The sequence below is a fragment of the Lunatibacter salilacus genome (assembly GCF_009797935.1).
In the GTDB taxonomy this organism is placed as follows: domain Bacteria; phylum Bacteroidota; class Bacteroidia; order Cytophagales; family Cyclobacteriaceae; genus Lunatibacter; species Lunatibacter salilacus.
Map to the genome: position 1 here is coordinate 98,052 of NZ_VOLC01000009.1, position 13,437 is coordinate 111,488.

The 13,437-nt window shown below is 42.5% G+C and carries 10 protein-coding genes; 7 read left to right on the top strand and 3 right to left on the bottom strand.

All coding sequences use genetic code 11. The features are described from left to right. Positions 1–55 precede the first annotated feature (55 nt). Together lysS and FQ608_RS13460 are read right to left on the bottom strand one after the other, a co-directional pair. Positions 56–1,777 (bottom strand): lysine--tRNA ligase, encoded by a 1,722-nt coding sequence (lysS, locus tag FQ608_RS13455; protein WP_158858761.1) that lies wholly within the window; start codon positions 1,775–1,777, stop codon positions 56–58. Between the two features lie 12 nt (positions 1,778–1,789). Then, positions 1,790–2,983: a proline dehydrogenase family protein gene (locus FQ608_RS13460; RefSeq protein WP_158858762.1), complete on the bottom strand. Its 1,194-nt coding sequence runs from the start codon at positions 2,981–2,983 to the stop codon at positions 1,790–1,792. A gap of 146 nt (positions 2,984–3,129) precedes the next feature. Between FQ608_RS13460 and FQ608_RS13465 the strand changes: the two genes are divergently transcribed. From FQ608_RS13465 to FQ608_RS13475, 3 genes are all read left to right on the top strand, one after another. Then, entirely contained in the window at positions 3,130–3,579 is a 450-nt protein-coding gene (locus FQ608_RS13465) for a hypothetical protein (protein ID WP_158858763.1), read from the top strand. 1,106 nt (positions 3,580–4,685) lie between these two features. Beyond that, on the top strand, positions 4,686–4,862 hold the full coding sequence (locus tag FQ608_RS13470; protein WP_158858764.1) for a histone H1: 177 nt from the start codon (positions 4,686–4,688) through the stop codon (positions 4,860–4,862). A 141-nt stretch (positions 4,863–5,003) separates the two neighbouring features. Continuing rightward, on the top strand, positions 5,004–5,246 hold the full coding sequence (locus FQ608_RS13475; protein ID WP_158858765.1) for a hypothetical protein: 243 nt from the start codon (positions 5,004–5,006) through the stop codon (positions 5,244–5,246). Positions 5,247–5,358: 112 nt separating this feature from the next. Here the strand turns inward: FQ608_RS13475 and FQ608_RS13480 are convergent, their stop codons facing one another. Further along, positions 5,359–5,790, bottom strand: a complete 432-nt coding sequence (locus tag FQ608_RS13480; RefSeq protein ID WP_158858766.1) for a metallophosphoesterase family protein — start codon at positions 5,788–5,790, stop codon at positions 5,359–5,361. Positions 5,791–6,166: 376 nt separating this feature from the next. Between FQ608_RS13480 and FQ608_RS27490 the strand changes: the two genes are divergently transcribed. From FQ608_RS27490 to FQ608_RS13495, 4 genes are all read left to right on the top strand, one after another. Continuing rightward, the gene (locus FQ608_RS27490) at positions 6,167–6,922 is read left to right on the top strand and encodes a carboxypeptidase-like regulatory domain-containing protein (protein WP_234364194.1); all 756 of its coding nucleotides are present in this window, start codon (positions 6,167–6,169) and stop codon (positions 6,920–6,922) included. 46 nt (positions 6,923–6,968) lie between these two features. Beyond that, complete coding sequence (locus tag FQ608_RS13485) at positions 6,969–9,197, top strand: SusC/RagA family TonB-linked outer membrane protein (RefSeq protein ID WP_234364195.1); 2,229 nt, start codon at positions 6,969–6,971, stop codon at positions 9,195–9,197. Between the two features lie 20 nt (positions 9,198–9,217). Further along, positions 9,218–10,897 carry a RagB/SusD family nutrient uptake outer membrane protein gene (locus tag FQ608_RS13490; protein ID WP_158858767.1) on the top strand — a complete coding sequence of 560 codons (1,680 nt, stop codon included), beginning with the start codon at positions 9,218–9,220 and terminating at the stop codon, positions 10,895–10,897. Between the two features lie 334 nt (positions 10,898–11,231). Beyond that, positions 11,232–13,400, top strand: coding sequence for a PAS domain-containing protein (locus tag FQ608_RS13495; protein WP_158858768.1), 2,169 nt, complete (start codon positions 11,232–11,234; stop codon positions 13,398–13,400). Positions 13,401–13,437: the final 37 nt, after the last annotated feature.

Consider the following 13,437-nt stretch of genomic DNA (forward strand, 5'->3'; position numbering starts at 1 on the left):
TGACAGGCCTTTTTTTCAATAAAAAAAAATATCCACTACCTATTTCAACAAATTATTAGTCTTGAATCCAGCTTTCCACTTCTTCTTTGGTAGGATTGGCGACGTCCAATTTCAACTTCTTTCTTCGTCCACAGATATCGTTAAAAAATTTGCTTGCGTTCTGGTGCTTCAATTGTTCCAGCGTGTGAATATTCAGATCGCGCAACACCGGAATCAACCCCGCGGCAATACCCAAAGACATAAAATCCTCATCTGTTGCGATGTTGACTTTTTTCTCAGGCTTCAACTGAGGGAAAAACAGTACTTCCTGAATGGTGCTGTTGTCGGTTAGCAGCATGCATAGTCGGTCAATTCCTATTCCAAGACCGGAAGTCGGAGGCATGCCGTATTCTAGGGAGCGAAGAAAGTCCTCATCCATAGCCATGGCCTCGTCATCCCCTCTTGCGGCAAGTTTAAGTTGATCTTCAAAACGCTCCCGCTGATCAATGGGATCATTCAGTTCCGTATAGGCGTTGGCAATTTCCTTACCATTGACAAAGAGTTCAAACCGCTCTACAAGGCCCGGCTTATCCCGATGCTTTTTCGCCAGAGGTGTCATCTCTATCGGATAATCAGTAATGTAGGTCGGTTGTATCAGGTGCTCTTCTACTTTTTCTCCAAATATCTCATCGATTAATTTGCCTTTACCCATGCTGCCGTCTACAGTAATACCAAGTTGGACACAGACTTGGCGAAGGCCTTCCTCATCCATTTGGCTCACATCTATACCCGCATATTCCTTAATAGACTCGAACATGGTCAGTCTTCTGTAGGGTCCGGCAAATTCAATCACATTGTTGCCTACCTTGGATTGGGTAGTCCCCAGGACAGCTTCAGCGATTTTCTCCAACAAATTCTCCACCATCTCCATCATCCAAATATAGTCTTTGTAGGCGACGTAGATTTCCATGGAGGTAAATTCAGGATTGTGGGTACGGTCCATCCCTTCGTTTCGGAACATTTTCCCGATTTCATAGACACCGTCAAAACCGCCCACAATTAGCCTTTTTAAATAGAGTTCGTTGGCTATGCGCAAAAAGAGGGGAATATCGAGCGCATTGTGATGGGTTTGAAAAGGCTTAGCTGCCGCTCCTCCGTGTACCTGTTGCAGAATGGGGGTTTCCACCTCCAGCCAACCATGATCGTCAAAATAGCGGCGCATCTGCGAAATCACCCTCGAGCGAATGATAAATGTATCCTTCACTTCCGGGTTGACAATCAAATCAACGTATCGCTGTCGGTAACGAAGCTCCGGATCGGTAAATCCGTCATATACATTTCCCTCATCGTCCCGCTTTACCACCGGAAGTGGCTTTAGGGATTTGGACAAAATGGTCAGTTCTGTGACATGGAGGGAGATTTCGCCTGTTTGAGTAGTGAAGATAAATCCTTTCAGCCCGACATAATCACCGATACCTAGTAGTTTTTTGAAAACCGTATTATAAAAAGTCTTGTCTTCATCCGGGCATAGATCGTCTCTGCGAACATATATTTGCAGCCGTCCAGTGGCATCTTGGATTTCCGCAAAAGAGGCGGAACCCATGATCCGTCGGGACATAAGTCTTCCGGCTATTGAAATGCCTTTATAGTCGTTTTTTCGGTTTTCGTAATTTTGGTGGATGTCTGCTGCGGTTACATTTACCGGAAATGAAATGGCCGGATAGGGATTGATCCCCATGCTGATCAGAGCTTCCCTGTCTTTTCGGCGCTCGATTTCTTGTTCACTCAATAATTGCATATCTTAATCTGTTTATGCTCTTTTCGGCAAGGATTTTCTCCTTGCGATTTCTTTTTTTATTTGAAGATACTCCCTACTGCTTTGTCCGGCTATGCCTGAATTTTCCTCTACCCTCCTGGAAAGGTAAGGAAGGACTTCCGCCACTGGTCCGTAAGGCAGGTATTTTGCTACGTTGAAGCCTGCCTTGGCTAGATTGAAAGAGATCGCGTCGCTCATGCCATAGAGCTGTGCGGAATAGACACGTTCGTCCTTGCGTTTCATGCCATGAAGGTCCACCAGTTCTGTAAGCACGTGGTTGCTCAGCTCGTTATGAGATCCGGAGACCAGAAAAACCCGTTGCTTATTGTTAATGCAAAATTGCAGGGCCTGATTAAAATCACGGTCGGTGGCCTCTTTATTGGGTTGTATGGGAGATGGGTATCCCTTTTCGCTGGCCCGATCACGTTCTTTCTCCATATATGCTCCCCTGACGAGTTTGGCTCCGAGAAAGTAGCCATTAGCCACGGCATCGTGATGTGTGTCTTTCAACTTGCGCAGCATGTCATGTCGGTAAAGCTGGTAGGTATTGTAAACGATGGCCGTTTTTTGATTGTACTCCCTCATGGCATCTTTTACCCAACCGTCGATTACATCCTGAAACCAACTCTCTTCCCCGTCTACCATAATCCGGACCTGGGCTCGGTATGCTTCTGCAAACAACTCCTTGATTCTTCTCTCCGCCCGGCCAAGCGCGTCCTGTTCCTCCTTACTTAATGCCTGCCCGGCCTGCACCTTAGTCAGAACATGGATATTGGCAATGCCGGAAACTTTGAATACCGCAAATGGAAGATGGTCCATTCTGCTTGCTTCCCGGATTGTTTTCAAGATTTCTTCCTTAGTTCGGTCATAGCTCGCTATATCAATTTTCCCCTCTACCGAGTAATCCAAAATAGTACCTACTCCGTAGGTAGCTAACTCTTCAATCTTTGGCCTACATGCCGGAATGTCTTCTCCCCCGCAAAACTGTTCGAAGACGGTATATTTAACCATTCCTTTGATAGGCAACTTCCATTTTAAGCCCCAATTTGCCACGTTAATGGCAGTATGCAACCAAAACGGATAATGCATCAGGGTGAATAATCCGTACATTTTCCTCAACGAAGCATTACTCTTGTGGGCAAAGGCCACTTCCGTATTTTCAAAAGAAACGCTAGGTTTGGTATTCATCGATTTCAATCAAGGTGCAAAGGTATAAAAAAACAGACATTGACTCAGTTTTGTGTGGTGATTTGTAAGAGTTAATAGGCATGTGAATTGCTTTTTGTTAGTGAAAAGTCAAATTATTTTTTATATTGATTTAAATTTACGAATTCATGGAAGGGATATTTAAAAAACTCAACTACAAGGGTCAGCCCGTTGTTCATGTATTACAAGCTCCCGAATCTTTCAATACCGAACTGGCTGTGTTAGAGGGAAAAGCTACTATAGAACGGCATGCCACTGGGGAAATTCATTTTGTCATAGGATTCGTGCAGTTACGGGAAAAGCTTGATGCAATGGTGCATGAAATAGCCCCAAAACTGATGGGAGATGCGGTGTTTTGGATCGCTTATCCGAAGGGAAAATCCAAAAACTACACCTGTGATTTTAATCGGGATACAGGTTGGGAAGCCATGGGAAGCTATGGGTTGGAGCCCATAAGGCAAGTTTCCATAGATGATGATTGGAGTGCACTCCGCTTTCGGAAAGTTGGTTATATTAAGAGTCTAACCCGCAAATTCGGTGCGCTTTCAGAGGAAGGAAAAAAGAAAATCGGAAACTGACTCTAATGGGAATTGAGCTATCTGGATAAAGACCATGCTTGCGGGAAAATTGGTGAACTTGGGTGTTGATCAAAAAAAATACTTGGATTTAAAAGGAATTGAGAATAATTTCTGGTAAATTTTCATCAAAATTAAAAGGCCATGAGCAAAGATAAAGGTGAAAAAAAGGATCCCAAAAAGAAAGGTAAAAGTTTACTGGAAAAGCGGGCGGATAAGAAAGTAAAGAAGGAAGACAAGAAAAAAAGTGGATAGTTTCTTCCAAAAAAAGTATATCTTATTTAAATGGAAACCCCGGCCAATTGACCGGGGTTTTTTAATGTTTTCTGTTTTTTCGGGTTACAGCATCCTACCGCATACCCACCATTTCTATATTCAGTGGCTCCTTAATAGACATCGTCTTTGAACATAATGGCTTGATAACCGCCATAAAAGACGGTGTGTCCCAGCATTCCAATCGATGGCCAATAGATCCCCTCAAATACCGTTCATTCCCAGGTCAGCAAATCCGAGTAAGGCATCGGCTGCGATGGCCGCATTACCGGCACTTCCACCCTTTTTCAAAATTATCCTGAGTTGCAAATGGATGGTTGAAAGCCACAATCCCGTTTTGTGCCAATACCTCTGATCGGTTGGTAAAGGACTTGCTGGAAAGTCTATCTTCGGCTGAGAGTTTTTGAAGGCTGAATAGGCATAAAAGTAAAATAAAGCAAAGTTTTTTTTATGGATGAATTTTTTTTTCGAGAGTGTTATTCCGGTAATGACAGGTCTGATTCTAGCGTATGAATGAATTTAACACCTGCTTTTTTCATTTTAAGTCGTCAAATAATTATACGGCTATTCGTGATATAATGCGAAAAATATATCAGGTAATTCAGATAATTATCGTAATACGGAGGAGTAATGATGGTTTGGGATTTATCCAGGTTTTAGTAACATCGAGAAAAACAAACATCTGTGTACCTGATGAGGCTATCGTGTCAATATTTATTTTCCTAAAAAATCTAAACAAGCAGGAGTAAATTAATCTTTACTATATGTTTATGTTCAAAAATTATGATTATCTTTAAACAAAAGAGCATTCAAATTAACCTAAAACATTAAAGAACATGAGTAAATTTCAGGAAGTTAAGACACTTATTGACGGCATGGAAGCTGATTTTGAGAAGTTTTATGAAGCTAAAAACAAAGCGGCCGGAACCCGTATCAGAAAAGGATTGATGGACCTTAAAAACCTTGCACAGGACATTAGAAAAGAAGTGCAGGACATGAAAAACTCCGGTTAATCTTAATCACTAATCCACTAAAATTAAAATTACAAAAATTACAATTATCACACCAAGTCTTTCATTTTCTTTTAGAAAGACTAGTCAGTGGAAAAACGGGTTAACTGCCCGTTCCACTTTTTTTTAAAAATGATATTCGATATGGGAAAATTTATTGACGCAAAGCATGATGGGGTTTGTGTACAGACCAAGAAGAAAATAAAAAAGGGAGAGCACATCTTTTACTTTCCTGGTAGAGGGATGTTTCATAGTGAGTCATTCATTTACCAAGAACACCTTAAAAACGGTTCTTTCCCATCCAATTCGGATGAAGGAAACCGCGATGGCAGGAATAATACTGACGATTTTCTTGTCATGGATGCCGTAGATGGATTGGTAAAATAATCGAAATTCTTTCTAAGATTTCCACTTCGCCTTATTGAAAAGTTCAGGTGCAAGGAGAATTGCGTTTGGAAATCATCGATAAGCAGATTTTAGCGCAAACGTAATCAAGGATTTACCACCCCATTTGTGTTCTTTTTTCTTCCCATCCGTGATCTATATACATGCCATATTTGTAGTCGGGATGGGTTTCATCTTTCGGACTTTCTTCGTAGATGCCGAACAGATCGTGATTTCCCATTCTGTTATACACTTTCATGTCAAACCCCTTACTCATTTCGGTGTAAAGGGTAAAAAGTGAGTCAGCCCTTTCTTGGTTGCCTCGCATGACATCATAAACTTGGTCACCGCCGCTCAGAATAAAATCAGGGTTGAGTTCATTTATTTTGTCTATCGCCAATTGGAAGCCTATGGGCGCATTCATTTCAGGCTTGAGGTGAACGTCTGTAAGAAAAACAAAGGTGGAGGTGCTATCTCTTGCTGAAGATTGGGACCAAAACGACTGTATTGCTGATGCAAGTATCATTATAAAAGCGTAGAATCTCATTGTTTTGGAAATCTTTTTTTTCAAAGTAATAACTATAATTACAATTGATACTGGTTAACTCAAAATCGACGAAAGGCAGGGGATTTTTATAAAGACTGAGCGAAGCTACTGTCAGCTTTCTCTCTATGGACTAATTGGTTTTTCAGCTGTTAACTTTTTAACCAAATATTTGGCGTTTTGAAAATAAATCTCTAAAATGCAAACGATTGCGCAAAACGCCTTTTTTCTCCGTGGAAACACCACATAATAGAACACGAAAATGCATGATTTTAAAATTCTCAACATCCTTGGTTTTACTATATTCTATCCAATAATTATAAAATAAATTTATTAAAACGATTAACCAAACCTATTATTCACATAAACCCATTTAAATATGTTAAATAGCTTACGATTGGATTTCTGGCTGCAAGAGTTGCTACACCACAGATGGCAACAGAATTTTAAGATTCTGCTTACGTTAATTTTATTTCTAGTAGTACAATCGATTGCATTATCCCAACAATTGCAGGTAAGCGGAACGGTAATTTCCACTGCTGACGGAGAGCCTATTCCTGGTGTCACCATAGTTTACAAGGGTACATCTATAGGTACGACCACAGAAGTGGACGGGAAATATTCGCTTGAGGTACCTGACAGAGATGGAACTCTGATCTTTTCATTTATCGGGTACTCGGCCCAAGAGATTATCATTGGAGGAAGATCAGTCATAGATGTTTCCTTGGCTGATAACCTGCAAGACTTGGGAGAAGTCGTGGTGATAGGATACGGTACGGTGAAAAAATCCGATCTGACAGGATCAGTGGTATCAGTACGAGGAAGTGATCTGACCGCTATACCAGTAACAAACGCCTTGGAAGTAATGCAAGGAAAGGTTCCCGGGCTTGACCTTACCAAATCAAGCGGCCAAGCCGGTGCAGGATTGAATTTCAATATTCGGGGAAACCGCTCCCTGAATGCTGGCAATCAACCGTTAATCTTGGTGGATGGGATTATCTACGGATCTACAATGGACGTAAACCCCAATGATATTGCGTCTATAGAAGTACTTAAAGATGCGGCATCTACGGCCATATATGGTACTTTGGGTGCCAATGGCGTAATATTAATCACTACCAAAAAGGAGTGTTGAGGGAAAAAGTCAAATTTCGATCAACAGTTATTATGGCATTCAGTCAATGGGCGGCTATGCGGATATTATGACAGGACCGGAATGGGTAGACCTACGCAGGGAATCCCGCAGGACCGTCGGAGAATGGAATGGACCTGATGATGATGCAAACATTTTCAACCCCACCCAACTAGAAAACTTCAGAAACGGTGTTTATACAGATTGGGCAAGAGAACTTCTGGGGATGGGAAGTCAACAGAACCATCAAATTGGTATTTCTGGAGGAGATAAAAAGCTTTCATATTATTTCTCCATGGAGTATTTCAATGAAAAGGGACTGCTTGTAAATGACGAATTGGACCGTTATAGTGGACGTATGACTGTTGATTATAAGGTTACCGACAGATTAAAATTGTCTACCAATCTGATGTACACCATCAGGGACCATGATCGCCGGAGAGATCCACTAAATCAGGCAAACAAAATGAGCCCATTAGGTCCTGCTTTTGATGCTGAAGGCAATGTGCTAATCTTTCCTGTGGGCGATGCTTCGACCTTAAATCCGCTGACCGATCAGGTACCAGGAAATTATCAAGACAACGAAATGAACCGGAGATTTTTCGGAAATGTCAGCCTGGATTGGATGATTTCTGACAAAATATCTTTTACTTCCAGACTTGGCGTAGACAATACAACGTCCAGAAGAGGGCTTTTCTCTGCTACCAATACCATAGAAGTAGGACCTAACGGGCTTTCAATTGCCCGGCTTAACAACAGGTTTGCATCCAGAAACACTTGGGAAAATTTTGCAACCTATACGAATACTTTTGGAGATCACAACCTGCAGGTTCTATTGGGTCAGAGTATTTGGGCCACTACGAATGAAACCAGCTTTTCCGAGGGCAGGGACCTTCTTTCCCCTACCATGCTATATCAAAACATTGGTGCTACCCAAACGGCGGTGCGTGTAGGAAGTAACTATGATAGGACTTCGCTTGCTTCATTTTTTGGAAGGGTAAACTATAAGTACAAAGACAGGTATCTATTTACAGGGGTATTAAGAACGGATGGATCTTCCGTACTTGCCCCAGGAAACAAATGGGGGTTTTTTCCATCGGCTGCCCTTTCCTGGATAGCCAAAGAAGAAGGTTTTCTTAGTAGCAATGACGCAATTTCGGAAATGAAATTCAGATTGAGCTACGGGGTTTCCGGCAACAGTGCGGTTTCGGCGTATCAGACTTTGGGAGGCTTGTCCAAAAGTACCTATGCCTTTGACAGGGGTGCTGCTGAATTACCGGCCTTCGGGTTTTACCCCTCTTTGATTGCAGCCTCCAATCTAGGCTGGGAAACCACCGCATCTACCAACTTTGGAGTTGATTTTGGTTTTGCCAACAACCGCATTACCGGCTCCTTGGACTTGTATCAGCAGGATACCAAGGACCTTTTGATGCAGCGGGCTTTGCCTACAACCTCGGGCTTTACTTCCTCATGGGATAATGTGGGCCGTACTCGGAACAGAGGGGTGGAATTATTGCTGAGCACCATCAACGTGGACCGTTCGCAGGGACTAAGTTGGTTCACGGATTTTACCTTTGGAGCCAATAAGGAGGAGATAGTGGAGCTTGTCGAGGGTGATCGGGATTTGGCTAATGGTTGGTTTGTGGGATATCCCATATCTTCCTATTACGATTATGAAAAACTGGGAATCTGGCAACTTGGTGAAGAAAGCCTAGCGGCAGAAAACCAACAGCTACCCGGCGAAATCCGAGTTAGAGACCAAGACGGTAATGGAGTAATTACTCCTGAAGACCGAACCATCATCGGAAGTAATGTACCCCGGTTTAGTGCTGGTGTCAATAACAGATTTTCGTACAAGGATTTTGAACTGAATGTCTTTGTTTTTGCCCGTGTAGGTCAGATGATCGTTAGTGAAGCCGCTGGTTCATATAAAATTGACGGGTTGGAAAATGGACCAATGGTTGATTATTGGACCCCTGAAAACCCAACCAATTCCTATCCAAGACCGAATGCGGGCACAAGTCGTGCAAGTACAAGGTATTATAGTACGCTACGGTATGAGGACGGGTCTTTTCTTAAAATCAGGGACGTGACCCTAGCTTACAATTTACCAGCTCAGATTGCGCAACGGCTTTCTGTATCCAGGCTAAGGGTATATACCACGGCTAAAAATTATTTCGTTTGGAGCAACATGGGTCCTTATGATCCTGAGCGGGGAGGAAATTTGAGTTTCCCTATGACCAGACAGATGGTATTTGGCCTAAACATCGATTTGTAAGACTTTAAACCCGCTTTCACATGAAAAAGATATTTAATAAATTATTCCTCTTATCCTTGCTTAGCCTTTCTGTAGGCTGTGCGGATTTTCTTGAAGAAAACAATCAGAGTGGGCTCACTGCAGATGGTTACTTTGTAACCTTGGAGGGAATTGAAGCCCTGGTGAACTCCTGTTATACGCCCATGCGTTTTTGGTATGGCAAAGAGAATGGGATTGCCATGACAGAGACTGGCACGGACATATTTACCCGCGGCAATGGGATGGAAAACCCTCCCGTGGCGCTATACAACAGTGATCTATCAGGCGCAAATGGCCCATTGAATTTTTATTGGACCCGGCTATATTCTGCGTTGAATACAACCAACGCGGCAGTTAAACGCATACCTGATTCACCGTTGTCGGCTGCTTTGAAATTGGAAAGGGAAGCAGAAGTAAGGTTTCTGAGGGCTTTTTATCTGTGGCATATCGTCGAAACCTGGGGTGGGGTTCATCTGTCATTGGATGAAGTCACCGTAGTACAGACAACTGCCAACCGTACACCCGTGGAGGAGTTCTATGCACAGATCTTTGAGGATTTGACCTTTGCCGTAAATAATTTGCCCCCAAGCTCCATCGACTATGGACGGGCTATCAAGCCGGCTGCGGAGGCCTTTTTGGCTCGTATGCATCTGACTAGAGGGAATAATGCAGAAGCATCAACCTTGGCAAAGCAGGTGATTAATAATTATTCCTATGCCTTGGAAGAAAATTATGCTGATCTATGGGACATCAATAATATCCGAAACTCAGAGGTAGTCTGGTTGGTAAACTTTAGTGCCGACCAAGTGCTGAACAGAGAACTGGAAAGTCCTGACGGGGATATCTTGTTAAGAGATGGGGGAAATAACAGTCATCTGTTTTTTCTAATGACCTATGACCAGTTGCCGGGAATGCTGCGGGATATAAATAACGGTCGACCTTTTGCCCGCTTTATGCCTACCGCTTACCTTTTGGATTTATTTGATGAATCTGTAGACAGCCGGTTTGACGCGACCTTTCAGACGGTATGGTACGCCAATCGACCCGGGACTTTCAGCTTGCCGCTTACAGATGGGTCTACTAAAGATGTCACCTTCAGCGAGGGAGATACGGCAATTTTGGCCACAAAGTATCCCATGACCAATGCGGAGCGGGACGCCCTTCCCTATACTACCATAGACAGAAACAGAACCTATGGACCCGACGATGAGCCAAGGGTTAGGGATAGATACATGTCCTTACGTAAGTTTTTGGATCCTTCCAGGCCTACCATTTCCCAACAGCAGGGACAGCGGGATGCCTTTGTTATTCGCCTGGCGGAGATGTACCTTATCGTCGCTGAAGCAGAGATGAATTTGGGCAATATGGGTGAAGCAGCCAGTCACTTTAACGAAGTAAGCAGGCGCGCCGCCCTTCCGGGACAGGAAGCAGCCATGGAAGTAGCTCCAGAAGACATTACGCTGGATCTAATTCTGGATGAGCGGGCCAGGGAATTTGCAGGAGAGCAGCTGCGGTGGTTTGACCTTAAGCGGACAGGCAAATTAGTAGAGCGGGTACAGGCCCATAACCCGGATGCGGCTCCAAACATCAGGCCATTCCATATGGTCCGCCCGATTCCCCAGTCCCAGCTGGATGCAATTAACAATAAAGACGAGTTTTTCCAGAATGAGGGATATTTGTAAAATAATAAAAGCAGGTGCCAGCTGGTGCCTGCTTATTTTTTTGTTTACAGTGTTTTATCCGTTGCCTTCTAATTCATTACTTTTTTTTTATCCAATGTTCGACGTATTATAAATGAGTAAATCAATCAATATTAAGCTCTAACCCGAGGGGATCGGGTTGTGCTCATGGCGATAGGTTAAGATCGAACTATTGGAGGAATACGGGAATTTTTAGCTATTAAATCAGAAATTATGGACCAATTGTTCTAAAATTTGGCCTAATTTGCGCAGGAAGCTGGTCCATTGTATTTTCGCACATTCCCGCTTAGTCAGAAGAGAATTTATCCCTAAAGAAATGCCAGAAAACCTGAGCAATGAAGAAGTTAATCTCTTAGCCATATTGGAGAGCACTTCAGACAGTATTTGGTCAATCAATACAGAGTACCAGATTACATATGCCAATCAGGTTTTCAAAGAAGACTACAAAGTGGCATTCGGTGTACTACTTTCTCCAGGAATGAATGTCCTCCAAAGTCTCCCTGAGGATTTGGTTAATATATGGAAATCAAGATATGACGACGTTTTTGATAATCAAGTTATTAAAGTAGAGGATTGCTTTGATGTACCGAATGGTTTTTCATATTTTTCGATTACCCTCCAGCCGATCCTAGCGGATAATAAGGTAGTTGGGGCGGCAATTTTTAGTAGAGACATTACTGAGCAAAAAGTTACTGAAATCGAGCTTAGAAAGACCAAAGAAATACTTGAACAGGCCAGTCAAATGGCTAAAGTCGGGGCTTTTGAAGTGAATCCGGTAACAAGTGAAATTACCTGGTCAAAAATGACAAGACTGATCCACGAGATTCCGGCGGATTTCAACCTAACCTTATCCAAGGCAATAGAATTTTACAAAGAAACAGATAGACTGAAGATTGAATCTGCGGTAAATGAAGCCTTTACAAGAGTATTTGACTATGATGTTGAACATCAGATAATCACTCACACGGGAAAAAGAAAATGGGTGCGGGTAATTTTAAAAAACGAAATTAGGGATGGCGTTTGTTTGCGTTTGTTCGGCACGATTCAGGACATATCTGACCGCAAACTTGCTTTTGAAATGCAACAACAATTCATCAAAGAAGCTCCGACTGCAATTGCCATGTTCGATAAGCAAATGAGGTATTTGACGTGTTCTAGAAAGTGGATTGAAGATTTAAAGCTTGAAAAGGAAAATCTAATAGGAAAATCCCACTATGAAGTGTTTCCGGAGGTTCCTGAACGCTGGAAAAAAATACATCAACGAGGTATTTTGGGGGAATCTATGGAAAGTGACGAGGACATGTTTGTACGTCAAGACGGATCCTCTCATTGGAGTAGGTGGAGGATTAATCCATGGTACGAACCTTCAGGCACAATCGGGGGGATAATATTGCTTACCGAAAACATCACGCAAAAAAAGTTAGCAACCTATAAAGCCATTCAGTTTAGTCGAATCTTTGAAAAATCACTGAACGAAGTTTATATCCTGGATGCGGAAACGTATCATTTCAAGGAGGTAAATACCGCTGCTCAGTCCAATTTGGGTTATACAATGGAAGAATTTTCCCAAATCCGCCCGATGGAAATCATTCCCGGCCTCACTTTCGACAGTTTTGAAAAAATCATTCAACCACTACGTCAGGGGTCAAAAGATAAAATTATTCTTCAGGAAACCCACCGCAGAAAGGACGGCACAAGCTATCCTGTGGAAATGCATCTTCAATTCATTGCCGTTGAAAAAGACGCCTATTTTGTCTGCTTTATTTTGGATATTTCTGAGAAAACTGTTTACCTCCATTCCATAGAAGAGCAGAATAGCATTTTGAAGGAAATTGCCTGGGTACAATCCCATGTCCTACGCTCTCCACTGTCCCGGATGATGATGTTATTGATGCTGTTAGAACATGATGATATTGAATTCCATCCCGGAGACCTACTGCAAAGTAAAAAGGAAGTTGTCCAAGCAATTTCAAAATCCGCTATGGAGCTTGACACAATAATTTCCAAAATAATTGCGAAGACCAGAGAATTGGAAAGCAAAAAGCATCCTTTGGAAATGGTTACCGATGACCATCTTTTAGCAAAGTTAAATACGCTGGAAGTGCTCCTTGTAGAAGCTGACGATCTTGGTCAGCTTGTGAACCGATATGCGATTATTCAGCATGGACTTCATGACAAACCAAAGCAATTTAGGGACTTTAATTCTGTTTGGGAATATTTAGAGGAACATGATCATGACGGGAAAAACTTTTTGATCTTGTTGGATGTCACATTGCTTGAAACGGATGCTTGGCTCTGGCTGAAGTCCTTACAAGATGCGGCCTGGGTTAGCACAATTTCTATCGCTCTACTAAGCACAAATCCAACCACGATTCTTGAAGAAATGGCCAAAAAACACTCAAGTATACTGGGGGTGTTTCAAAATCCCTTAAAAAAGCAACAAATTGACGAATTGAGACGCGCGGCATATGTTTTAAACTATTAGTTTGGGAGTCTGATTAGCGAAGAATAGAGATTTCTTC